Source organism: Agromyces solani, assembly GCF_058349925.1.
Map to the genome: position 1 here is coordinate 861160 of NZ_JBYRER010000003.1, position 21961 is coordinate 883120.

Here is a 21961-nt window from a genome sequence, read left to right on the forward strand (position 1 = left end):
CCCGCACCCCCGAAGGAGTTCCGCATGTTCCGCACCACGCACCGCATCGCCGCCGCCGCCGTCGTGATCCCGCTCGCGGTCGCCCTCGCCGCCTGCTCGGGCGAACGTCCCCGGCCCAGCGAATCCGCCACGAAGCTCGACCTCGAGATGGTCACCACGACTCCCGCCGCGTCGGGGCCGATCGACCACTTCACCTGGAACCTCACGAGCGGCGAGCCGGCCTCACTCGACTGGATCTACGCCTACAGCGACTCCGAGAACACCGCCCTCGCGAACATGTGCGAGAGCCTCATGCTGCAGGGCCCCGACTTCTCGCTCGAGCCCGGCCTCGCCGAGAAGGTCGATCGGCCCGACGACACCACGATGGTGTTCACGATCCGCGACGGCGTCACCTTCTGGGACGGCACCCCGCTCACCGCCGAGGACGTCGTCTTCAGCCTCGAGCGCCACCTCGACGACGCGGCCGCCTCCTACTGGGGCGTGCCCTTCTACGATCGCGTCGCCTCGATCGAGCAGACTGGCGACCTCGAGGTGACCGTCACGTTCACCGAACCCGACGCCCTCTTCGAGCGCATCCTCGCGACCGCCGCGGGCGTCATCGGGTCGAAGGCCTACGTCCAGCAGGCCGGCGAGTCGTACGGCACCGCCACCGGCGGCGTCATGTGCACCGGGCCCTTCGAGTTCGACGCCTGGAAGCCCGGCACGAGCATCACGATGAAACGCTACGCCGACTACTGGAACGCGGATCGCGCGGCCCTCGCCGAATCGGCCACCCTCACGTTCGTCACCGACGAGTCCACCATCGCCTCGAGTCTGCTCTCGGGCGACATCGACGGCACCTACCGGGTGCCGCTCTCGGCGACCGAGCCGCTCATGGACTCCGACTCGGGCACCTTCTACCTCGGCGCCAGCACGGACTGGACGGCGGTCCGCCCGACCGAGAAGGACGGGCCGTTCCAGAACCCCGACCTCCGACGCGCGCTCAGCCTGGCCTACGACCGCGCCGCGCTCGCCGACACGGTCTACCGCGGCACCGCGACCGCCTCGCTCAGCCCGATCCAGCCCGGCGCCTGGGGCTACTCGAAGGAGATCTGGCAGCAGGGCGCGGACGCCCTGCCCTCGCCCGAGCAGGATCTGGATGCCGCCAAGAACCTCGTCGACGAGCAGGGCCTCACGGGGGAGTCGATCACCGTCGCGCTTCCCGCCGAGACCGAGTCCGACAACAAGGCCGCCGAACTGCTCGTGGCCGCGGGCAAGGCGATCGGCATCGACGTGAAGACGAGCACCCTGCCCGTCACGAGCTTCAACGCGCTCTACTTCGACGCGGCGGCCCGTGCCGAGTACGACGCCTTCATCGTGAACGAATACGGGGCGGGGGTCGCCGACCCGATCGTCTCGCTCAGTGAGTTCACCCCGCTGAGCGCCTACAACTACGGTCTGCTCGACGAGCCGAGCGTCACCGACAACGTCGCCGCGGGCTTCGGCGAGATCGACGACGACGCCCGTGCCGCCTCCCTCGTCGAGGCGCAGGCGGGGCTCGTCGACGCCACCGGGCTGATCAACCTCGTGAACCCGGGCATGCGGATGTACATGAGCGATCGCATCACCGGCGCCACCGCCTCGCTCGCGTTCCTCTATTACCCGTGGGCGGCGGGGATCGGCGCGAAGTAACGCCCGTCCCCGTACTCGACCCGCGAACCCCGACCAGGAGGGCCGCCATGCCCCGCTTCATCGCCATCCGGATCCTCGAGGGAATGGCGACCCTCCTCGTTTCCTCGTTCCTCATCTTCGGGGCGCTGTACCTCGCACCGGGCGACCCGCTGAGCTACCTCATCGGCAACCGCACCCTGAGCGACGAGGCGATCGCCGCCCTGCGCGAGCAGTACCACCTCGACGACCCGTTCCTCGTGCGATGGTTCGCGTGGCTCGGGGACGTGGTGACCGGCGACCTCGGTCGCTCCATCACCTACCGCGACGACGTGATGAGCCTGCTCGGGCCGCGCCTCGCGACCACGACCATGCTCATCGGGTACGCGCTCGTCGTGATCGTGGTGTTCGGCGTCGGACTCGGCATCGTCGCGGCACTGTCGCGGCGGGCGTCGAGCGACGTGATCCTCGCCGGCACCTCGATCGGGGTGGCGATCCCGTCGTTCGTCGCGGCGTCGGTGCTCATCTCCGTGTTCGCGGTCGGGCTCGGCTGGTTCCCGGCGTTCGGCCCCGGCGACGGGTTCTTCGACCGGATCTACCACCTCACGCTCCCGGTCATCGCGCTCACGCTCGCCTCGGGGTCGTACGTGATCCGGGTGACCCGTGCGGCACTGCGCGAGGAGGCCGCCCGCGACCAGGTGAAGGCCGCAGTCGCCAGAGGTGTGCCGCGGGGCACGATCATCAGCCGGCACATCCTGCGCAACGGCCTCACCCCGGTCGCGACGGTCGTCGGCCTCACGCTCACGAGCCTCATCGTCGGCTCGGTCGTGGTCGAGCGCGCCTTCGCCCTCGACGGCATCGGGGCGCTGCTGACGGAGGCGGTCGCGAAGAAGGACTTCGGGGTGGTGCAGGCGATCTGCCTGCTGCTCATCACGGCGGTCGTCATCGTCGTGCTCGTCATCGACGTCATCCAGGTCGTCGTCGACCCGCGGGTGCGCGAGCGTCAGGGGATCTCCGCATGACCACCGCCGTCTTCGAGGCGATCCGCCTCCGCCGTCGCCGCAAGCGCATCGGCCGAGGGCTCGGAGTCGCCGGCACGATCGCCGCCGCGGTCGTCGTGCTCGCGGTGCTCGCCGCGATCCTCGCGCCGCTGCTCGCCCCGTACGATCCGACGGAGGTGAACTTCGACTACACCTATCGGCCGATGGAGCCCGGCGCTCCCCTCGGCACCGACGGCTCCGGCCGCGACATCCTGAGCCGGTTGCTCTACGGTGCCCGCACGAGCCTGCTCGGCCCTGCCGTGGTGGTCCTCGTGGCGGCCGTCGTCGGTACCGCCCTGGCGCTCGTCGCCGCGATCGCGGGTGGCGTCGTCGACCGCGTGCTCAGCCGCATCTTCGACATCGGCTTCGCCTTCCCGGGGCTCCTGCTCGCGATCCTCATGGTGTCGGTGCTCGGACCCGGCTTCACCACCGCGGTGCTCGCCCTCGCGATCGCCTACATCCCGTTCATCGCGAGGATCGTGCGCAGCGTCGCCGTCGGCGAGATGGCGTTGCCGTACATGAGCGCGCTCGTCACGGTCGGGCAGTCGCACACCCGCATCGCGGTGAGACACCTCCTGCCCGCCGTGATGCCGACCGTGCTCGCACAGTCGACGATCTCGTTCGGCTACGCGATGGTCGACCTCGCTGCGCTCTCCTACCTCGGCCTCGGCGTGCAGCCGCCCGAGTCCGACTGGGGTCTCATGGTCGCCGAGGGCCAGCGCGGCGTGCTGCAGGGCTACTGGGAGGAAGCGACCTTCGCGGGCCTCGCGATCGTCATCGTCGTCGGCGCGGTGTCACTGCTCGGCGACCGTCTCGCCGACCGGATCAGCCTGAACCAGGAGGGACGATGACCGGACTGCTCGAGGTCGACGACCTCGCCGTCGAGTTGTTCGACGGCAACGAATGGGTGCGGGCGCTCGACGGCGTCTCGTTCACCGTCGCGCCGGGGGAGATCGTCGGCTTCATCGGCGAGTCGGGCTCGGGCAAGTCGACGACGGTCAACGCCATCGCGCGCCTCCTGCCGGCATCGGCCCGCGTCAGCGGGCGCATCCGCTTCGACGGCCGCGACGTGCTCGCCTTCCGGCCCCGCGAGCTCGCGCGGTTCCGCGCGGGCGAGCTCGGCATGGTGTTCCAGGACCCGCGCGCGTCGGTCAACCCCGTGACGACGGTGGGCGAGTACGTCACGGAGGGGTTGCGAACGACGACGGGGATGCCTCGCGCCGCCGCGTACGCCAGGGCCGAGCAACTCCTCGGCGAGGTCGGCATCGCCGAACCCGCGCAGCGACTGGCCGAGTATCCGCACCAGTTGTCGGGCGGCATGCTTCAACGGGCCGTCATCGCGGCGGCGCTCTCCACCGATCCGAGGCTGATGCTCGCCGACGAGGCCACGACCGCGCTCGACGTCACCAGGCAGGCCGAGATCGCGGCGATCCTGCGCCGGGCGACGCGCGACCGCGGCCTCGGCACGATCTTCATCACGCACGATCTCGAACTCGCCGGGGCGCTCTGCGACCGCGTCTGCGTGATGTACCGCGGCCGGATCGTCGAGGAGGTCGCCGCCGAGCACCTGCACGGGGGCGCGAAGCATCCGTACACGCTCGCCCTGCTGCGGTCGCGTCCGAGCGTCGATGCGCGACGGCCGCGGCTCCCGATGATCACGACGGCCGACCGTGAGCGATTCCTGCTCGCCGAGGGCCCGGCCGGTGGCACGACGGATGAAGGGGACGCACGATGATCGAGGAGCGGGAGGCACCCACCGTCGAGGTCGACGACGTCCGCCGCGTGTTCACGAGACGAGGCCGCAAGACCGTCGCGGTCGACGGCGTCTCGTTCACGATGCGCGCCGGTCGCGACCTCGGCATCGTCGGTGAGTCGGGCTCGGGCAAGTCGACGCTCGCCCGCATCATCATGGGCCTCGATACGCCCACGAGCGGACGGGTGCGGGTGCACGGCGAGGACATGACGGCGAAACCGCGGTCCCGTTCCGAGCGCCTGAGACGGGCGAAGCTCGTGCAGATGGTCTACCAGGACCCGTACGGCTCGCTCGACCCGCGGCAGAGCGTGCGCTCATGCCTCGTCGAGGTGCTTCGCCTCCATCCGCCGCGCGGCATCGACGTCACCGCGCGGGCGAGCGAGCTCGGCGATCTGGTCGGCCTCACCCCGGGGCAGCTCGATCGCAGCCCGACGGGGCTCTCGGGCGGCCAGCGTCAGCGGGTGGCGATCGCTCGCGCGCTCGCCGTCGAGCCGCGCCTCATCATCCTCGACGAGGCCGTCGCGGCGCTCGACATCTCGATCCAGGCGCAGATCCTCAACCTGCTCGCCGAACTGCGCGAGGAGCTGGGCACGGCCTACCTGCTCATCTCGCACGACCTGGCCGTCGTTCGCCAGCTCACCGATGACGTCGTCGTGCTGCACCACGGCCGGGTCGTCGAGCAGGGGGAGACGGGGGCCGTGCTCGACGACCCGGCCGAGGCGTACACGCGGCGGCTGCGCGACAGCATCCCGAGTGCGCACTGGCGCGAACCGGGCGCGCTCGACGCGCTCGTGATGACGGTCTGAGCGCAGTGCCGCTCGGCGTCGCCCGCCGCGCCGACCGCCCTACCGCACCATGAACCACGCGAGCGCGGCGAGGCCGATCACGACGATAACGACGCGATAGGCCGTCTGCGGGATGTACCGCCCGTATCGCCCTCCCAGTGCGCCGCCGACGAACGCGCCGATCGCGATCGCGAGTGCCGCGAGCCAGGCGATCTCGGTGACGAACACGAAGACGATCGCCGCGGCGAGGTTGGCGGTCGTGGCCATGGCGTTCTTGTAGGCGTTCGCACGCACGAGCGAGCCGGCCATGGTGATGGAGAGCAGCGCGATGAGCAGCACGCCCTGCGCGGCGCCGAAGTAGCCGCCGTACACCGCGGTGAGCCCGGCGACGGCCATCGTCGCGGCCGGGTGGTCGCGATGCTCGGCCTGGCCGTGCAGCCTCGCGGTCCAGCGCCGGATCCACGGCCCGAACACGACGAGCAGCAGCGCGAGCACGATGAGCACCGGCACGATCATGTCGAAGGCCTCGCTGGGCAGCTGCAGCAGCAGGAGCGCACCGGCGACGCCGCCCGTGGCGGAGAAGCAGAGGTAGAGCGCGAGCCGGCGCCATTCGCCCGCGAACGCGGAGCGGCCGACGATCGTGGCCGTCAGCGATGCGGGCAGCACGCCGACGTTGTTCGTGACGTTCGCGAGCACGGGCGGGTAGCCGAAGGCGAGCAGCATCGGGAAGGTCACGAGCGAGCCCGAGCCGACGACCGAGTTGATCATGCCGGCGATGATGCCGCCGCCCGTGAGCGCGAGGAATTCGAGCGGGTTCATCGGGTGGTCACGGTTCGGCGCATCCTTCGATTCAATCAGTTCGGACGGGTCTCCGTTCGGCGGCGATCCGCACCACGAATCGCCGCCGGCCGCATTCGTCGAGCGGCACCCATCGGTAGCATTGCGACCCATGCAGAGACTTCCGGTGATCTCGGCGCGCTCGCGAGTCGCGCCCGAACACTTCCATGCCCGCTGGTGCGACGTGGAAACCCATCCGGAGTGGGCTCCCGGCATGGAGTACATCCGGCTCGACGGGCCGGTGCGTCCCGGCGCCCGCGGGGTCATGAAGACCCGCGAAGGCGACGAGACCCCGATGATGATCAGCGATGTCGTTCCCGGGTCGGTCTTCCAGGACACCGTCTTCTTCGAGGGCGGCTCCCTGACGGTCCGCCACGAGTCGCATCCCGACGGCACCGGCAGCCGCTTGGAACTGCATGGATGGTTCGACGGGCCGCAGTCGGCAGAACTCGCGGAGAGCATGGCTGGCCTGGACGAGGTGCTCGCCTCCGATCTGGCCGGCCTGATCGACCTCGTCGAGCGCGAACACTGACCGGCAACGGGCGCCCCGGACTCGTCGCCGGGGTGCCCTCGCTCGTCACCCGGTCGCCGGTTCGAACCAGCGCCCGGGCAGGTGATCGGGGCGGGTCTACTGCCCGGTCGCGGCGATCCAGCCGGCGAACGCGGGCGCGCCCACGTACGTGATCGCGTCGTCCGTCTTGACGACCACCGGGCTCACGCCGGAGCCGGGGTCTGCGGGGCCGGTGTAGGCGCCGGGCACCGGGTCGTCGGTGAGCGTGTAGCCGGCCGCCGCGAGCGCCGCCTCCCATTCGGGCCACGTCGTCTCGTCGACGGGCAGCTGCGCGACGTCGAGCGAGAGGTCGGTGGCCTCCTTGCCCCAGCGGCAGCCGAGCGCACCCGCGTCGAGCATCTCACTCATGAACGCGGCGTGCGCGATCGGGTCGCGGGGGGTGAGCCCGTCGGACTCGAGCCTCGCGTACGCCTCGTCCATGAGCACGGTCTCGCACGTGGCGGCGTCCGCCGGTTCGGTCGCCACGGGGGTCTCCGTCGCCGTGGGGTCGGGGGTCGTCGACGCCGTCGGCTCCGCGGTGGGACCCGCGACGTCGTCCGGCGCGGACGGCGTGCAGGCGCTGAGCCCGAGCACGATGAATGCGGCGACGGCGGGAACGGTGAGGCGTTGCAGGGAACGGCGCATGGCTCGGAGTCTACGGCTCGGAAGCACCGCCGACTTCAGGGGCGTCCCCGATACGGCACGCGCCCCATTCGGCTCAGAGGTGCCCGGTCGCGAGTTCGAATGAGCGCCCGTGCACCTCGGTCGGGACGATCCGCACCCAGCGGTCCTTCGTCTCCGGCGCCCAGGGCCGGATGCCGAGCTCCTCGGCCGCGGCGACCTCGGCCTCGTGGTCGAACTCCTCGGCGCTGCCCTTGACGACCACGCTGAACGCCTCGGTCGCGGAGTACCCGTCGACCTGGAACGCGACGCCGTGGTGGATCGTGAGCTCGAGGAGCTTCGTGCCGGCCGCGGTGCGGAACACGATCACGGGGTGCTCGCCGCGCTCGTCGACGCGGTGATTGACCGGGAAGATGTCGACCTCACCGGCCGCCGACATGGCGACGCGCCCGTACGGGGCGGCGGCGATGCGCTCCCAGCACTCCTCGGGGGGCATCGATCGCGTCGGCGTACGGCCCTCTGTTGTCTCGTCCATGCTTCGATTCTGGTCGCTTCGGCCGGTGGCGGGAAGAGCGGGCGCGGGCGGGCTCAGCCGAGGTCGATCGGCCGGTAGCCCGCGTCGTCGAGCGTGCCGACCGGTGCCGCGATCGCGCCGTAGCGGCTGCGCACGCCGAGGGCCGAGGCATCCGGGTTGGCGTAGAGGTAGGCCGCGACCATGCGGTACTCGGCGAGGCGGCCGTCGGGGACGCGGCTCTCGCGGATCGGCTCGCCCCCGAGCAGTGCCGCCGCCAGCGCGGTCCAGTACGTGCCGATTCCGCGGAACGCGCGCGCTGGGCGCTGGGGCTCGGCGTCGGCCAGGATGAGGTCGTTGCTCGTGCTCGCGCAGGCGATCGCGAGTCGGCGACCGAGCTCCGAGAACTCGGCGAATCCGTCGGCGAGCGCCTCGTACCTGTGCCAGCCGGCGGCGCGGACGACGCTGCGCAGCTCGCGGCCCGCGCCGGTCACGACGCCGAAGGGCACGTCGAGCGCGGCGGTCACGATCTGGTCGAGGGTGCGGGAGTCGCCGTCGTACTGGATGAACCGGCCGATGTAGCCGCGCTCGCCGCCGCCGTCCCCTCGGGCGGCGGGGCCGGCCGTGCGCGCCTCCTCCACCTGACGGCGGATCTGGTCGAGGTTCTCGTCGGCCTGCTCGAGGAGCGCCGCCGACAGGGCGAAGAGGCGGTCGACCTCGCGCGGAAGCTGGCGGGCGGACTTGTAGCGGAAGTCGTGCTCGAGTTCCGACCACGTGTCGGACAGGGCGGTGCGCAGCTGCACCTCGACGAGCGGCGCGTCGGTCTCGGCGGCGTCGTCGGCTCCGTCGCCTGCGCCGGTCGTGTCGGCGATCTGCCCGACGAACTGCACCGATCGGTACCCGAAGGCATCGATCGGGAGGAGCTCGGACTTGTCGACCCAGGAATCGTCGTCGACGATGAGCGCCTCGCGGACGACCTGCTCCATCGCGGGGAGGTCGCCCTCGAAGTGCGCGATCACCCGGACACCGAGGATGTCGCGCACCTCCCGGTCGGGCGCACGACGCACCTTCCGCTCGAACGACTCGCGCGACTTCACCCGCGCGGTCACTTGGAAGTAGCGGAAGCCGGCCGCGTCGAGGCGTCGCGCGAAGTCGGCCTCGATGCGGCTGCGCAGCCGGCGGTACCGTCGCAGCTCGCGGTCGTACCGGGCGAGCTCGGCGGCGACGAGCTGCTCGTCGTCCTCGCGCGCATCCATGATCGGCAGGCTACTGCGTCAGGCGGAGAATCGATGGGAATACTGGGCGCCGGCTGTGAGTTGAGTCAAGTGCACTCAAGTTTCGCCCCGTCGACTTGACACGTTCAATCGGCGCTGAGAGGCTTGAGTCGTCAAGGCTCAAGTCTTGACGCATCTGACTTCGGTCGCGGGCCAGGAAGGCCGGACCGGTATCCCTCGCAAGGGTCTCGATACGCGCTGCGCGCCGACTCGACCGGCGGGAGGGGAGAAGGAGAAACACATGTCACGTGCAGTTGGAATCGACCTGGGCACCACGAACTCCGTGGTGAGCGTCCTCGAGGGCGGCGAGCCCGTCGTCATCGCGAACGCCGAGGGCTTCCGCACCACCCCGTCGGTGGTCGCATTCACCAAGGACGGCGAGGTGCTCGTCGGCGAGACCGCGAAGCGCCAGGCCGTCACCAACGTCGACCGCACCATCGCGTCGGTCAAGCGCCACATGGGCACCGACTGGAAGACCGCCGAGATCGACGGCAAGAAGTACACGCCGCAGGAGATCTCGGCGCGCATCCTCCAGAAGCTCAAGCGCGACGCCGAGCAGTACCTCGGCGACACCGTCACCGACGCGGTCATCACCGTGCCGGCGTACTTCAACGACGCCGAGCGCCAGGCCACGAAGGAGGCCGGTGAGATCGCGGGCCTCAACGTGCTCCGCATCATCAACGAGCCCACCGCGGCCGCCCTCGCGTACGGCCTCGACAAGGGCAAGGAGGACGAGCTCATCCTCGTCTTCGACCTCGGTGGCGGCACCTTCGACGTCTCGCTCCTCGAAGTGGGCAAGGACGACGACTTCTCGACCATCCAGGTCCGCGCGACCTCGGGCGACAACCGCCTCGGCGGCGACGACTGGGACCAGCGCATCGTCGACTGGCTCATCAAGAAGTTCAAGGAGACCACGGGCGTCGACGTCTCGAACGACAAGATCGCCCTGCAGCGCCTCAAGGAGGCCGCCGAGCAGGCCAAGAAGGAGCTCTCGTCGAGCATGTCGACGAACATCCAGCTCCCGTACCTCTCGCTCACCGAGAACGGCCCGGCGAACCTCGACGAGAAGCTCACGCGCGCCGAGTTCGAGAACATGACGAGCGACCTGCTGGACCGCACGAAGAAGCCGTTCGAAGACGTCATCCGCGAGGCGGGCATCAAGCTCTCCGACGTCGCGCACGTCGTGCTCGTCGGCGGCTCGACCCGCATGCCGGCCGTCTCCGACCTCGTCAAGAAGGAGACCGGCCAGGAGCCCAACAAGGGCGTCAACCCCGATGAGGTCGTCGCCGTCGGCGCGGCCCTCCAGGCGGGCGTCCTCAAGGGTGAGCGCAAGGACGTGCTGCTCATCGACGTCACCCCCCTCAGCCTCGGCATCGAGACCAAGGGCGGCATCATGACGAAGCTCATCGAGCGCAACACGGCCATCCCGACCAAGCGGAGCGAGACCTTCACGACCGCCGACGACAACCAGCCGTCGGTCGCGATCCAGGTCTTCCAGGGCGAGCGCGACTTCACGCGCGACAACAAGGCGCTCGGCACGTTCGAGCTGACCGGCATCGCGCCCGCACCGCGCGGCATCCCGCAGATCGAGGTCACCTTCGACATCGACGCGAACGGCATCGTGCACGTGTCCGCGAAGGACAAGGGCACCGGCAAGGAGCAGTCGATGACGATCTCGGGCGGCTCGAGCCTCCCGAAGGACGACATCGACCGCATGGTGCGCGAGGCGGAGGAGCACGCCGCAGAGGACAAGGCGCGCCGCGAGTCGGCCGAGACCCGCAACTCCGCCGAGCAGCTCGCCTACTCGGTCGAGAAGCTCATCAAGGACAACGACGACAAGCTCCCCGCCGACGTCAAGTCCGAGGTGCAGGGCGACGTCGACGCGCTGAAGTCGGCGCTCGCGGGCGACGACGACGACGCGGTCAAGACCGCGTTCGAGAAGCTCTCGCAGTCGCAGACCAAGCTCGGCGAGGCCATCTACGCGCAGTCGCAGGCGGATGCCTCCGCCGCGGCCGGCGAGGACGCCTCGGCGACGGGCCAGGCCGGTGACGCCTCCTCGGACGAGGACGTGGTCGACGCCGAGGTCGTCGACGACGAGGACGAGAAGAAGTAACCATGACCGACGAGCAGAACCAGAACCACGACGAGGAGCCGGTGATCCGCGACAAGCGTCGCATCGACCCCGAGACCGGTGAGGTTCGGCAGCCGGCGGCCGACGGGGCGCCCGAAGAGGGCGCCCCCGAGGCATCCGACTCGTTCGACGACGAGGCCGAGCTCACGGTCGACGACATCCTGAACGCGGCGAACGCCGAGGTGCAGGAGCCGAGCGACGAGCACCTCGCCGACCTGAAGCGGGTCACCGCCGAGTACGCGAACTACCGCAAGCGCACCGAGGCGAACCGCGAGATCGAGCGCGAGCGCGCGGTCGGCGCGGCCGTCGCCGTGCTGCTGCCGGTGCTCGACGACCTCGACCGGGCCGAGAAGCACGGCGACCTCGAGGGCGATTCGCCCTTCGCGACGATCGCCGCGAAGCTGCGCGGCGCCGTCGAGAAGCTCGGGCTGGCCTCGTTCGGCGAGGTCGGCGAGCCGTTCGACCCGCAGCGCCACGAGGCGATCTTCCAGCAGCCCAGTGACGAGGTCGAGGTCGACACGGTCGCCGACGTCGTCGAGACCGGGTACACGCTGGGCGGCGTGCAGCTGCGCGCCGCGAAGGTCGTCGTCAAGACGCCGGCGGCCTAGCCCGCGCATCCGTCCGCCGGTCGAGTAGCGACGAAGGAGCGTATCGAGACCCCTCAGCAGGTCTCGATGCGCTCCGCTACTCGACCGGCGTTCCACATTCAGACAGACTTTTCAGAAAGGAGGTGCCGATGGCCAGTCAGGACTGGTTCGACAAGGACTTCTACCAGGTGCTCGGCGTCTCCAAGGACGCGAGCGACGCGGAGATCAAGAAGGTCTACCGCAAGCTCGCACGCAAGTACCACCCCGACCAGAACCCGGGCGACACCGCCGCCGAGGCGAAGTTCAAGGAGATCAGCGAGGCGAACGCCGTGCTCTCCGACCCCGAGCAGCGCAAGGAGTACGACGCGATCCGGGCGATGGGCTCGGGTGCGCGGTTCACCGCGCCCGGCGCGGGCGGCCAGGGCGGCTTCGACGACGTCTTCGGCGGCATGTTCGGCGGCCAGGGCGGGCAGCGCTACACGTTCCAGCAGGGCGGCGCCGACTACGACGACCTGCTCGGCGGGCTGTTCGGCAGCGGCCGGTTCGGTCAGCCGTCGGGCGGATACCGCGGCTTCGGCGGCCCGAGCAAGGGCCGGGATGTCACGGCGTCGACGACCCTCGACTTCATCACCGCGACGAAGGGCGACCAGATCACGCTGCAGACGGCCGACGGCCGTCCGATCACCGTGCGCATCCCCGCCGGCGTGGCCGACGGCCAGAAGATCCGCCTCCGCGGCAAGGGCCACCCGTCGCCCGACGGCGGCGAGTCCGGTGACCTCATCCTCACCGTGAACGTGCGCAAGCACCCCGTGTTCGAGCGCGACGGGCTGAACCTGCGGGTCACCGTGCCGGTGACGTTCGCCGAGGCGGCGCTCGGTGCGACGATCCAGGTGCCGACGCTCGGCGGCGCCCCAGTGAAGCTCAAGGTCGCCCCCGGCACCCCGAGCGGCCGGGTGCTCCGCGTCAAGGGCCGCGGGGTCGAGACGAAGAAGGGCACGGGCGACCTGCTGGCCGTCGTGCAGGTCGCGGTCCCGTCGCACCTGTCGAAGGACGCGCAGGCCGCCGTCGAGGCGCTCGCCGCGGCCCTGCCCGACGAGAACCCGCGCGACGAACTGCTCGCGAAGGCCCGGGGCTGACGGTGGACGCGTCGAGCCCGCTGTTCGTGATCTCGGTCGCCGCCGAGCTCGCGGGCATGCACCCGCAGACGCTGCGGCAGTACGACCGGCTCGGGCTCGTCTCGCCGGGGCGCACCGCGGGCAAGTCGCGCCGCTACTCGATGCACGACGTCAACCGGCTGCGCGAGATCGCGCAGCTCTCGAGCGAGGGCGTGAGCCTCGAGGGCATCCGCCGGGTGCTCGGGCTCGAGGACGAGGTGCAGTCCCTTCGCGCCCGCGTGCGCGAGCTCGAGGGCGCGCTCGCCGACGAGATGCTGAATCGGCCCGGGCGGCGCGTGTTCGCCGCCGGCTCGGCCGGCGAGGTCGTCACCCTCAAGGCGGGCACCCGCGTCCGGCGCGAGAACGCCGTCGTCGTCTGGCGCCCGCTCGAGCGCGACTGACGCCCGGGCGCGAGTGAGCGCGTTCGCGACGAGCAAGCGCGTTCGGCCACGCGCACTCGTCGCGAACGCGCTCGATCGGCGCGTATCCGGCGGATCCCCGCGCTCAGCCCCTGACGGGGTAGGAGACGATCCGACCGTCGCCGAAGACGCCGGCCGAGACGATCAGCTTGCCGCTCTGCCACTCGACGCCGGCCGGGCTGTCGACCTCGGCGAAGGTCGAGACCGTGCCGTCGCGGGCGATCGTCGACACCTTGCCGCCGAACATCTCGCTGACGAAGATCGTGCCGTTCGGTGCGACGGCGAGTCCCGTCGCCCCGACGAAGCCGGTCGCGAGCTCCTCGATGTCCCCGCTCGCCGGGTCGATGCGGTACACCGAGCCGAACGGGAAGCCGAGTCCGGGTGCACCGGGCAGCGTCGTCACGTAGAGCATGCCGTCGGTGCCCATCTCGACATCGGTCGGCACCGGCTCTGCGTCGTAGGTCAGGCCGACGACGCATTCGTCGAGGACGATCGGCTGCCCCTCGGCCTCGCCGACGACGCGCATCTCGTCGGTCACGACGAGCGGCTGCGGCGGCAGCACGGCGACGGTCGACACCTCGTCGCCGACGACCTTCAGCACGGCGTTCATCCCGGAGTCGGCGACGTAGGTCGCGTCGGCGAGGGTCAGCGTGCCGTACGCGTGCGTGTCGACGATCCCCGAGTAGCGGGGGATCACGAACGGCGGCAGCGTCGCCGCGCACTCGTCGGAGATCGACTCGAAGCCGTACCAGTTCTCGCCGTCGGGGTTGTTCTCCTGCTCCCAGGCGAGCAGGTCGATCGAGGTGTCGCCGCCGGGGCCGCTCGACTTCAGCCACGACCCCTGGATCGAGAACTCGTCACCGGCGCGCTCGCTCCAGGTGACGGTGGGGCCGAGCACCGAGACGCCCGTCGAGTCGGGCCCCTCCGACAGGGTCTCCCGGGTGTCTCCCGCGATGCGCGTCACCTCGCCGAGGAACGACTGGCCGACCGTGATGACCCCGTCGGCGGAGAGATCGAAGGTCAACGGGCCGACGAGATGTTCGGCGAGCACGGCGGGCAGGCCCGGCCTCGGCGCCTTCGGTGCGGCGTTCGCCGGTGCGGCGACGGCGGTCAGTACGCCGATCGCGACGACGGTGCTGAGGGTGAGGATGGATGAACGACGCATCGGTGGACTCCGACCTGTTCGGCTCACGGAACCGCCCTTCACGCGCGCTCCCGCGCGCACGGAAAGCCTCGGGTGGGCGGATCCGCGACCGAAGCTACTCCGGTCGCGCAGGCGCCTCCACCCCCCGTTCGCGTGAGTGCCGGCGTCGCGAGCGGGGCGTCAGCGGCTCAGCGGCCCCACGCCGAGGCGGGCGCCTCGATGACCTCGTACGGCCGGGAGCTCCAATGGGTGCCGTAGCCGTAGTGGCTCGACGCCCAGGGCGAGGCCCAGATCGCCTGCGCCGTCGCGTCGGCCGAGTCGCCGCGCTCCAGCGCGGCCTCGACCTCGGGATACCGGCCCGAGCCGATGTTCGCGGCGGCGTAGTAGGCCGCGTCGACGAGGGTCGTGTAGCTGCCGAGGCCCGAGCCGCCGCCGGAGCCCATGCCGTTATTGAGCGGGTTGTTGCGGTTCCACCAGTTGTCGGCGCCGTTCTCCTGGCGCATCCACCGCATCATGAAGGTCACGTTCTCGTCGGTGAGCGGCCAGCCGCCGTCGACGATGACGAGCTTCGCCCAGTCGAGGTTCGTGCCGCCCGCGATGAGCGTGTCGGGGCCCGTCGAGGCGACGTACGACTCGTGCGAGACGGCGGTCGCGGATGCCTCGCCGTCGACCCGCACCGACTGGGTGGCCGAGCGGAACGAGTCCGCGGCGTCGCTCGCCGCGGACGCCGCTGCGATCGTGGCGGGATTCACCTGCGGCGCGAGCGCGACGCTCGCGAGGAGCCCGAACACCGCGGCCGTTCCGAGTACGCCCGCGAAGCGGCGGACGAATCGCCCGCCGCGAGTCGCGCCCCCGTGCTGTTCTCGCCGCATGCGGAGCCGAGGGTAGCAAACCGAGCCGGAAGCCGCACTCAGCTTCCACGACGTCTGGCCGAGGCTGCGGGCTCGCGAGCGTCGCGAGACCCCGCCGCGTAGCCTTGGGGGATGGCCATCGACTTCGGCGCCCTGCGGCGCGATCCCGACGTCGAAGGTCCCGGGCTCGAGGCCGCCGATGCGGCGGATCGGCTCGTCCTCGACGAGGCCGCCGTGCGGCTCGCCGCGACTCCGCCCGACGCGGTCGTCGTCGTCGACGACGCCTACGGCGCGCTCGCGCTCGGCGCCGCCGATCTCGCGGGAGCCGAGGCGTCCCGCCCGATCCGCGTGCACCAGGACCTGATCACCGGCGAACGCGCCCTCTCGCGCAACGCCGAGCGGCTCGGCCGTGCCGGCCGGGTCGTCTCGCTGCCCCTCGCCGACGACCTCGTCGCGGGCGCGCGGCTCGTGCTCGCACGGCTGCCCCGATCGCTCGACCGGCTCGACGAGGTGGCCGCGCTCGTGGCCGGCCACGCGGCATCCGACGTCGTGCTCGTCGCGGGGGGCCGTATCAAGCACATGTCGCTCGCCATGAACGAGGTGCTGCTCGGGCACTTCGAGCGCGTCGACGTCTCGCACGCGCGGCAGAAGTCCCGGGTGCTCATCGCTTCGGGTGCCCGTTCGCCGGGTGCGGCGCGAGCGTGGCCCCGCCGCGAGCGGCACGACGACCTCGGGCTCGAGGTCGTCGCGCACGGCGGCGTGTTCGCGGGCACCGGTGTCGACATCGGCACGCGGTTCCTGCTCTCCCGGCTGGGCGGGGCGATGCCGGATGCCTCGACCGCGGTCGACCTCGCGTGCGGCACGGGGATCGTGGCCGCGTGGCTCGCGCGGGAACGACCGGGCCTGCGGGTCGTCGCGACGGACCGATCGGCGGCGGCCGCGGCATCCGCCCGTGCCACCGCCGAGGCGAACGGCGTCGCCGCCCGCGTCGTGGTGACGCAGGCCGACGGACTCGAGCGGCTCGGCGATGCGAGCGAGCGCCTCGTCGTGCTGAACCCGCCGTTCCACAGCGACGCCGCGCTCTCGACGGGCATCGCCGCGCACCTCTTCGCCGACGCGGCGCGCGTGCTCGAGCCGGGCGGCGAGCTGTGGTGCGTCTGGAACTCGCACCTGCGCTACCGCCCGCTGCTCGAGCGCACGGTCGGGCCGACCCGGCAGATCGCCCGCAACCCGAAGTTCACGGTGACCGCCTCGAGGCGGGAAGGGTCCGGGTCGGTCGAGTAGGCGCGCGGCGCCGGCGCCCGGTCGGTCGAGTAGGCGCGCAGCGTCGGTCCCGGTCGGTCGAGTAGGCGCGCAGCGCCGTATCGAGACCACCGGCGACTCGCTCTCCGAGCCGCCGGGGCCCAACGACTGTCTGCGATCCCGGACGCTCTGTCTGCATCTCCAGACAGAAGCGCGCGTCTCCCGCCGCGGCCCGATGCGGATTGCGATGTCGTTGAAGGACGGCGCGGACGCGTGGGCAATCGGAGGACGAGGGAGTTCGGTGTGACAGGGGCGGAATCGGTCGTGGCGGTGCCCGCCGGGATCCCCTCGAGCGCCTGGCGCCTCCGGAGCGACGTGTGGGAGTACCTCGGTCACGTCGTGCGCCAGTCCATCGCGACCCCCGACGGCATCGAGACCGACGACGTGGACGTCGCGGGTGAGTTCGCGAGGCTGCTGCCCGTCCTCGAGGCGCTCGAGGGGTACTGGGCGATCCCCGGGATCGAGGCCGTCGGCACGTTGCGCGACCTCATCGAGCAGGGCGACCATGCCTCGGCCGCCGCGTTCCTCGACGAGATCGCCCCGCGATCGGGGTTCCCGCGCCCCGTCGGCGAGGAGCCCGACTCCGCCCCCGCGGACGCCGTCGCGGCCCCGCATGTGTTCCAGGTGCTCGTCGTGGGCAACGACGGCGACGCGGCCGAAGCCGCGATGCGGGCGTCGCTCCGGTCGCAGCGCCGGCCCTCCGACCGGCTCGCCTACGAACTCGTCTTCGTGTCGACCGTCGAGGATGCGCTCGCCGCGGTGCTCGTCAACCCCGACCTGCAGGCCTGCGTCATCCGGCCGGGCTTCGGATGGGCCACCGCGCAACCGCTCAGCCGCGACCTCCGCCGGTTCGTCGACGGCCGCCTCGGCGATGTGCGCCCCTCGGTGCCCATCGAACGCATCACGATGCTCGCCGAGCAGCTCTCGGGGCTGCGCCCCGAACTCGACCTCTACCTCGTCGCCGGGGTGTCGATCGAGCGGCTCGCCCACGCGCTGACGAGCCGGTTCCGTCGCATCTTCCGCACGCAGGACGCGATGGAGCTGCACCTGACGCTGCTCGCCGGGGTCGCCGAGCGGTACGAGGCGCCGTTCTTCAACGCGCTTCAGGAATACAGCCGCCGCCCGACGGGCGCGTTCCACGCCCTGCCCATCTCGAGGGGCGCCTCGGTGCTCGACTCCCGCTGGATCGGAGACCTCGCCGACTTCTACGGCATGAACCTCTTCCTCGCCGAGACCTCGGCGACGTCGGGCGGGCTCGACTCGCTGCTCGATCCGAGCGGGTCGCTGCGACAGGCGCAGCACGCGGCGGCACGCGCGTTCGGGTCGCGCAAGACCGTCTTCGTCACGAACGGAACGTCGACGGCGAACAAGATCGTGCACCAGTCGATCGTGAAGCCCGGCGATGTCGTGCTCGTCGACCGCAACTGCCACAAGTCGCACCACTACGCGCTCATGCTCGCCGGCGCCCGGGTGGCGTACCTCGACGCCTACCCGCTCGACGAGTACTCGTTCTACGGCGCGGTGCCGCTCGAGACGATCAAGGCGACGCTGCTCGCGTACCGCCGGGCCGGGCGCCTCGACGAGGTCAAGATGATCGCGCTCACGAACTGCACGTTCGACGGCATCGTCTACGACCCGGTCCGGGTGATGGAGGAATGCCTCGCCATCAAGCCCGACCTCGTCTTCCTCTGGGACGAGGCGTGGTTCGCCTTCGCCGCGTTCCACCCCGTTTACCGGCGGCGCACGGCGATGGCCGCGGCGCAGGAGCTCGCCCGCGCCTTCGCCGACCCCGCGCACCGGGCCGCGTTCGCCGCCCAGGAGCGCGAGCTGGCCGCAGAGCCGGACGGCGACGCGGCGGCACTCGAGCGCCGGCTCATCGCCGACCCGTCGCGGGCGCGGCTGCGCGTGTACGCCACCCAGTCGACGCACAAGACGCTGACGGCGCTCCGGCAGGGGTCGATGATCCACATCTTCGACGAGGACTTCGCCGAGTCGAACGCCGAGGACTTCCACGAGGCGTACATGACGCACACGTCCACGTCGCCGAACTACCAGATCCTCGCCTCGCTCGACGTCGGCCGCCGGCAGGTCGAGCTCGAGGGCTACGCGCTCGTGCAGCGTCAGGCCGACCTCGCCGTGCACATCGGGCACGCGGTCGCGCGCCACCCCTTGCTGCGGAAGCACTTCCGCATCCTCAGCACGATCGACCTCGTGCCGTCGCGCTTCCGCGACACCGACCGGCCGATGCCGTTGCGCGACGGCCTCGCCGACATGGCGGAGGCCTGGGAGCGCGACGAGTTCGTCGTCGACCCCAGCCGGCTGACGCTGCACATCGGGTTGACGGGCATCGACGGCGACACCTTCAAGCACGAGCACCTGATGGACCGGTACGGCATCCAGGTCAACAAGACCTCCCGCAACACGGTGCTGCTCATGACGAACATCGGCACCTCGCGCAGCGCCGTGGCGTACCTCGTCGAGGTGCTCGTGAAGATCGCGACCGACCTCGAGCACGAGACCAGGTCGTCGGCCGAGCGCGGCGGCCCGGCCCGGCCGGCGGGGCGTGCCGGAACCGCGACGCCGCCGCTGCCCGACTTCAGCCGGTTCGCCGACCGGTTCCGCGCCGCGGGCGACCTGCCCGACGGCGACCTCCGCACCGCCTACTTCATGAGCTACTCGGACGACGCCTGCGAGTACGTCTCATCGGCCGAGATCCGTCGGCGCATCGCCGACGGGGTCGAGGCCGTCTCGGCCGGCTTCGTCACCCCGTACCCGCCGGGCTTCCCCGTGCTCGTGCCGGGGCAGGTCATCACCGAGCAGACGCTCGCGTTCATGGACGCCCTCGACACCCGCGAGATCCACGGGTTCGACCGGCGTCTCGGCTATCGCGTCCTGGCCGCCCGCACCGACCCCGCACAACCGTTCGAAGGAGAATCGTGAGCACCACCGACGAGACGCACGGCAGCCTGCGTCGCGGGCTGAGCGCCCGGCACATCCGCTTCATCGCCCTCGGCTCGGCGATCGGCACGGGCCTCTTCTACGGTTCGTCGGCCGCGATCCAGGCGGCCGGGCCGGCCGTGCTGCTCGCCTACATGCTCGGCGGCGCCGTCATCTTCATCGTCATGCGCGCGCTCGGCGAGATGGCGGTGCGCCACCCCGTCGCCGGTTCGTTCGGCCAGTACGCCTCGCGCTACGTCGGTCCGTTCGCCGGCTTCCTGACGGGGTGGACCTACACGTTCGAGATGTTCGTCGTCGCGCTCGCCGACGTCACGGCCTTCGGCGTGTACATGGGGTTCTGGTTCCCCGACGTGGATCGCTGGGTGTGGATCCTCGCGATCGTCTTCGTCATCGCGGCCGTGAACCTCGCGAGCGTCAAGGTGTTCGGCGAGCTCGAGTTCTGGTTCTCGCTCGTCAAGATCACCGCCATCATCGCGATGATCGTCGGCGGCATCGCCATCATCGTGTTCGGCCTCGCGAACCAGTCGGAGGGCGCCGCCGGCGTGCAGAACCTCTTCGTCGACGGATTCGCACCGCACGGGATCTGGGGCATCCTGGCGTCGCTCACGATCGTCATGTTCGCCTTCGGCGGCACCGAGGTGATCGGCATCACGGCCGGCGAGGCGCAGGACCCGAAGAAGGTGCTCCCCAAGGCCATCAACTCCGTGCCGGTGCGCATCCTGCTGTTCTACGTGCTGACGCTCGCCGTCATCATGATGCTCCAGCCGTGGACCACGATCGACGGCGAGGCGAGCCCCTTCGTCTCCATCTTCAGCAGCCTCGGCCTCGACGGCGCCGCCCACGTGCTCAACGCCGTCGTCATCACGGCGGCGCTCTCGGCGATCAACGCCGACATCTTCGGCGCCGGGCGCATGCTGCACGGGCTCGCCAAGCAGGGCCACGCGCCCAAGGTGTTCCAGCGCACGACCCGCAACGGCGTCCCGTTCATGACGGTGCTCACGATGGTCGCGGCCCTGCTCGTGGGTGTGCTGCTCAACATCTGGTTCCACGACCAGATCTTCTTCCTCATCGCGGCGCTCGCGACCTTCGCGACGGTCGTGGTCTGGCTCATGATCCTCGTCTCGCACATCCGCATGAAGCGCGAGATCGCCCGCGAGCGCCGGCTCCCGTCGGAGTTCCCGATGCCGTTCTGGCCGGTCGCGGCGTGGGCGGCGGTCGCCGTCGTCGGACTCGTGATCGTGCTCATCGGCATCATCCCCGAGTCGCGGCCGGCCCTCGTCGTCGGCGTCGTCTGGCTCGCCGTGCTCGGCGTCTGCTACCTCGTCTTCGTGCGCGGCGCGGGCCGCAGGCGGGTCGAGCTGGTCGATGAGACGGCGGCGATCCCGGTCGTCGGCGACGGCCCGGTCGTCGCCGAGTACGAGGACGCGTCCCGGCCGGCCGAGTAGGACCGCGCGGTCGTATCGAGGCCGCCGGCGGCGGTCGCGGCCTCGATACGGCCCGCTACTGGACCGACGCAAAACGTGTCAGGCTGGAGGGGTGACCGACACCCTCGAAGCACTCGACCTCGACCTGGCCGCGCAGGGCGCCGCCGAGGTGCCGTGGCGGGTCGTCGTGTGGGACGACCCGGTCAATCTCACGACCTACGTGAGCTTCGTCTTCCGCAGCTACTTCGGCTACCCGCGCGACGAGGCGGAGCGCCTGATGCTGCGCGTCCACACCGAGGGGCGGGCGGTCGTCGCCTCCGGCAACCGCGAGGCGATGGAGCGGCACGTGCACGCGATGCACGCCTACGGGCTGCAGGCCACCGTCATGAGGGGCGACGCATGATCGTCGCGGGGCTCGGCGGCGGCGAGGGGGTCCGGCTCGTCCTCGAGTCGGAGGAGGCGATGCTGCTCTCGGAGCTCGCCGACCAGGTCGACTCCGTGCTGCTGCTCGGCGAACCGAGCGATCCCGCACTCGGGCGCCTGCTGCCCAGTGCCTACCCCGACGATGCGGATGCCTCGGCCGAGTTCAGCCGGTACACGCGCGAGAGCCTCGTCGACGGCAAGCGCCAGGCGGCGCAGCGGGTGCGGGACGCGACCGCGGTGGCCGACGGCGGCATCGTGCAGATCGAGCTCGACCAGTCGGAGGCGTGGGGCTGGCTGACGTTCCTCACCGACCTGCGGTTGATCCTCGCCGAGCGGGTGGGCGCGGTCGACGAGCTCGACGAGCTCGACGAGCTCGACGAGTCGGGCGACGAGGGCGACCGCGCCGAGTCGCGCGACGACTACCTCCGCGCGGCCTACGAGTGGGCGGGTTTCGTCCAGGGGTCGATGCTCGAGGTGCTCGACCCGACCGACGCCTGACCGACCCGACCGTCGCCTGACGGCGCGGCCGCACCGCCGGCCCTAGAGTGGC

Annotated in this window: 21 protein-coding genes; 15 read left to right on the forward strand and 6 right to left on the reverse strand. The window is 71.0% G+C overall.

The window, feature by feature from the left end:
• The first annotated feature begins 24 nt into the window (after nt 1-24).
• The 5 genes from AC3RJ7_RS16415 to AC3RJ7_RS16435 are packed head-to-tail and all read left to right on the forward strand — an operon-like array spanning nt 25 to nt 5246.
• Nucleotides 25-1671 carry an ABC transporter substrate-binding protein gene (locus AC3RJ7_RS16415; RefSeq protein ID WP_491456911.1) on the forward strand — a complete coding sequence of 549 codons (1647 nt, stop codon included), beginning with the start codon at nt 25-27 and terminating at the stop codon, nt 1669-1671.
• Between the two features lie 47 nt (nt 1672-1718).
• Nucleotides 1719-2669 (forward strand): ABC transporter permease, encoded by a 951-nt coding sequence (locus AC3RJ7_RS16420; RefSeq protein WP_491456912.1) that lies wholly within the window; start codon nt 1719-1721, stop codon nt 2667-2669.
• Nucleotides 2666-3538, forward strand: coding sequence for an ABC transporter permease (locus AC3RJ7_RS16425; protein ID WP_491456913.1), 873 nt, complete (start codon nt 2666-2668; stop codon nt 3536-3538). The genes AC3RJ7_RS16420 and AC3RJ7_RS16425 overlap by 4 nt, the downstream gene beginning before the upstream one ends.
• The gene (locus tag AC3RJ7_RS16430; RefSeq protein ID WP_491456914.1) at nt 3535-4422 is read left to right on the forward strand and encodes an ABC transporter ATP-binding protein; all 888 of its coding nucleotides are present in this window, start codon (nt 3535-3537) and stop codon (nt 4420-4422) included. The genes AC3RJ7_RS16425 and AC3RJ7_RS16430 overlap by 4 nt, the downstream gene beginning before the upstream one ends.
• On the forward strand, nt 4419-5246 hold the full coding sequence (locus AC3RJ7_RS16435; protein ID WP_491456915.1) for an ABC transporter ATP-binding protein: 828 nt from the start codon (nt 4419-4421) through the stop codon (nt 5244-5246). Before AC3RJ7_RS16430 ends, AC3RJ7_RS16435 begins: the two co-directional genes overlap by 4 nt.
• Nucleotides 5247-5285: 39 nt before the next feature.
• On the opposite strand, the gene AC3RJ7_RS16440 is transcribed toward AC3RJ7_RS16435, so the two are convergent.
• The gene (locus AC3RJ7_RS16440) at nt 5286-6044 is read right to left on the reverse strand and encodes a sulfite exporter TauE/SafE family protein (protein ID WP_491456916.1); all 759 of its coding nucleotides are present in this window, start codon (nt 6042-6044) and stop codon (nt 5286-5288) included.
• Between the two features lie 145 nt (nt 6045-6189).
• On the opposite strand from AC3RJ7_RS16440, the gene AC3RJ7_RS16445 reads away from it, so the two are divergent.
• Nucleotides 6190-6594 carry an SRPBCC family protein gene (locus AC3RJ7_RS16445; protein WP_491456917.1) on the forward strand — a complete coding sequence of 135 codons (405 nt, stop codon included), beginning with the start codon at nt 6190-6192 and terminating at the stop codon, nt 6592-6594.
• Nucleotides 6595-6690: 96 nt separating this feature from the next.
• On the opposite strand, the gene AC3RJ7_RS16450 is transcribed toward AC3RJ7_RS16445, so the two are convergent.
• The 3 genes from AC3RJ7_RS16450 to AC3RJ7_RS16460 all read right to left on the reverse strand — a co-directional run bounded on the left by AC3RJ7_RS16450 (nt 6691) and on the right by AC3RJ7_RS16460 (nt 9000).
• On the reverse strand, nt 6691-7257 hold the full coding sequence (locus tag AC3RJ7_RS16450; RefSeq protein WP_491456918.1) for a hypothetical protein: 567 nt from the start codon (nt 7255-7257) through the stop codon (nt 6691-6693).
• A gap of 73 nt (nt 7258-7330) precedes the next feature.
• The gene (locus AC3RJ7_RS16455) at nt 7331-7768 is read right to left on the reverse strand and encodes a pyridoxamine 5'-phosphate oxidase family protein (RefSeq protein WP_491456919.1); all 438 of its coding nucleotides are present in this window, start codon (nt 7766-7768) and stop codon (nt 7331-7333) included.
• A 53-nt stretch (nt 7769-7821) separates the two neighbouring features.
• On the reverse strand, nt 7822-9000 hold the full coding sequence (locus tag AC3RJ7_RS16460; RefSeq protein WP_491456920.1) for a GTP pyrophosphokinase: 1179 nt from the start codon (nt 8998-9000) through the stop codon (nt 7822-7824).
• A 259-nt stretch (nt 9001-9259) separates the two neighbouring features.
• Here AC3RJ7_RS16460 and dnaK point away from each other — a divergent pair, with 259 nt between their 5' ends.
• The 4 genes from dnaK to AC3RJ7_RS16480 all read left to right on the forward strand — a co-directional run bounded on the left by dnaK (nt 9260) and on the right by AC3RJ7_RS16480 (nt 13291).
• Entirely contained in the window at nt 9260-11131 is a 1872-nt protein-coding gene (gene dnaK, locus AC3RJ7_RS16465) for a molecular chaperone DnaK (protein WP_491456921.1), read from the forward strand.
• Nucleotides 11132-11133: 2 nt separating this feature from the next.
• Nucleotides 11134-11757 carry a nucleotide exchange factor GrpE gene (locus AC3RJ7_RS16470; protein ID WP_491456922.1) on the forward strand — a complete coding sequence of 208 codons (624 nt, stop codon included), beginning with the start codon at nt 11134-11136 and terminating at the stop codon, nt 11755-11757.
• A gap of 128 nt (nt 11758-11885) precedes the next feature.
• Complete coding sequence (locus tag AC3RJ7_RS16475; protein ID WP_491456923.1) at nt 11886-12872, forward strand: DnaJ C-terminal domain-containing protein; 987 nt, start codon at nt 11886-11888, stop codon at nt 12870-12872.
• 2 nt (nt 12873-12874) lie between these two features.
• Entirely contained in the window at nt 12875-13291 is a 417-nt protein-coding gene (locus AC3RJ7_RS16480) for a heat shock protein transcriptional repressor HspR (protein ID WP_491456924.1), read from the forward strand.
• A 103-nt stretch (nt 13292-13394) separates the two neighbouring features.
• Here the strand turns inward: AC3RJ7_RS16480 and AC3RJ7_RS16485 are convergent, their stop codons facing one another.
• Both AC3RJ7_RS16485 and AC3RJ7_RS16490 read right to left on the reverse strand, forming a co-directional pair.
• A complete protein-coding gene (locus tag AC3RJ7_RS16485; RefSeq protein ID WP_491456925.1) occupies nt 13395-14474 on the reverse strand; it encodes a ScyD/ScyE family protein in 1080 nt (359 codons plus the stop codon).
• Between the two features lie 167 nt (nt 14475-14641).
• Nucleotides 14642-15325 carry a hypothetical protein gene (locus AC3RJ7_RS16490; RefSeq protein WP_491456926.1) on the reverse strand — a complete coding sequence of 228 codons (684 nt, stop codon included), beginning with the start codon at nt 15323-15325 and terminating at the stop codon, nt 14642-14644.
• Between the two features lie 111 nt (nt 15326-15436).
• Here AC3RJ7_RS16490 and AC3RJ7_RS16495 point away from each other — a divergent pair, with 111 nt between their 5' ends.
• The 5 genes from AC3RJ7_RS16495 (at nt 15437) to AC3RJ7_RS16515 (ending at nt 21909) form a co-directional block, all read left to right on the forward strand.
• Entirely contained in the window at nt 15437-16588 is a 1152-nt protein-coding gene (locus AC3RJ7_RS16495) for a class I SAM-dependent methyltransferase (protein WP_491456927.1), read from the forward strand.
• 261 nt (nt 16589-16849) lie between these two features.
• Complete coding sequence (locus tag AC3RJ7_RS16500; protein WP_491456928.1) at nt 16850-19546, forward strand: beta-eliminating lyase-related protein; 2697 nt, start codon at nt 16850-16852, stop codon at nt 19544-19546.
• Complete coding sequence (locus tag AC3RJ7_RS16505; protein ID WP_491456929.1) at nt 19543-21009, forward strand: amino acid permease; 1467 nt, start codon at nt 19543-19545, stop codon at nt 21007-21009. The genes AC3RJ7_RS16500 and AC3RJ7_RS16505 overlap by 4 nt, the downstream gene beginning before the upstream one ends.
• 91 nt (nt 21010-21100) lie before the next feature.
• Entirely contained in the window at nt 21101-21391 is a 291-nt protein-coding gene (clpS, locus tag AC3RJ7_RS16510) for an ATP-dependent Clp protease adapter ClpS (protein WP_491456930.1), read from the forward strand.
• Nucleotides 21388-21909: a DUF2017 family protein gene (locus AC3RJ7_RS16515; protein WP_491456931.1), complete on the forward strand. Its 522-nt coding sequence runs from the start codon at nt 21388-21390 to the stop codon at nt 21907-21909. Before clpS ends, AC3RJ7_RS16515 begins: the two co-directional genes overlap by 4 nt.
• The last annotated feature ends 52 nt before the right edge of the window (nt 21910-21961 follow it).

Bases quoted from the DNA above. Each gene is read 5' to 3' on its own strand.
- AC3RJ7_RS16430 (WP_491456914.1), top strand. From the start codon at position 3,535: ATGACCGGACTGCTCGAGGTCGACGACCTCGCCGTCGAGTTGTTCGAC.
- AC3RJ7_RS16435 (WP_491456915.1), top strand. From the start codon at position 4,419: ATGATCGAGGAGCGGGAGGCACCCACCGTCGAGGTCGACGACGTCCGC.
- AC3RJ7_RS16515 (WP_491456931.1), top strand. From the start codon at position 21,388: ATGATCGTCGCGGGGCTCGGCGGCGGCGAGGGGGTCCGGCTCGTCCTC.
- AC3RJ7_RS16450 (WP_491456918.1), bottom strand. From the start codon at position 7,257: ATGCGCCGTTCCCTGCAACGCCTCACCGTTCCCGCCGTCGCCGCATTC.
- AC3RJ7_RS16420 (WP_491456912.1), top strand. From the start codon at position 1,719: ATGCCCCGCTTCATCGCCATCCGGATCCTCGAGGGAATGGCGACCCTC.
- AC3RJ7_RS16425 (WP_491456913.1), top strand. From the start codon at position 2,666: ATGACCACCGCCGTCTTCGAGGCGATCCGCCTCCGCCGTCGCCGCAAG.
- AC3RJ7_RS16460 (WP_491456920.1), bottom strand. From the start codon at position 9,000: ATGGATGCGCGCGAGGACGACGAGCAGCTCGTCGCCGCCGAGCTCGCC.
- AC3RJ7_RS16440 (WP_491456916.1), bottom strand. From the start codon at position 6,044: ATGAACCCGCTCGAATTCCTCGCGCTCACGGGCGGCGGCATCATCGCC.
- dnaK (WP_491456921.1), top strand. From the start codon at position 9,260: ATGTCACGTGCAGTTGGAATCGACCTGGGCACCACGAACTCCGTGGTG.
- AC3RJ7_RS16455 (WP_491456919.1), bottom strand. From the start codon at position 7,768: ATGGACGAGACAACAGAGGGCCGTACGCCGACGCGATCGATGCCCCCC.
- AC3RJ7_RS16475 (WP_491456923.1), top strand. From the start codon at position 11,886: ATGGCCAGTCAGGACTGGTTCGACAAGGACTTCTACCAGGTGCTCGGC.
- AC3RJ7_RS16485 (WP_491456925.1), bottom strand. From the start codon at position 14,474: ATGCGTCGTTCATCCATCCTCACCCTCAGCACCGTCGTCGCGATCGGC.
- AC3RJ7_RS16415 (WP_491456911.1), top strand. From the start codon at position 25: ATGTTCCGCACCACGCACCGCATCGCCGCCGCCGCCGTCGTGATCCCG.
- AC3RJ7_RS16490 (WP_491456926.1), bottom strand. From the start codon at position 15,325: ATGCGGCGAGAACAGCACGGGGGCGCGACTCGCGGCGGGCGATTCGTC.
- AC3RJ7_RS16470 (WP_491456922.1), top strand. From the start codon at position 11,134: ATGACCGACGAGCAGAACCAGAACCACGACGAGGAGCCGGTGATCCGC.
- AC3RJ7_RS16495 (WP_491456927.1), top strand. From the start codon at position 15,437: ATGGCCATCGACTTCGGCGCCCTGCGGCGCGATCCCGACGTCGAAGGT.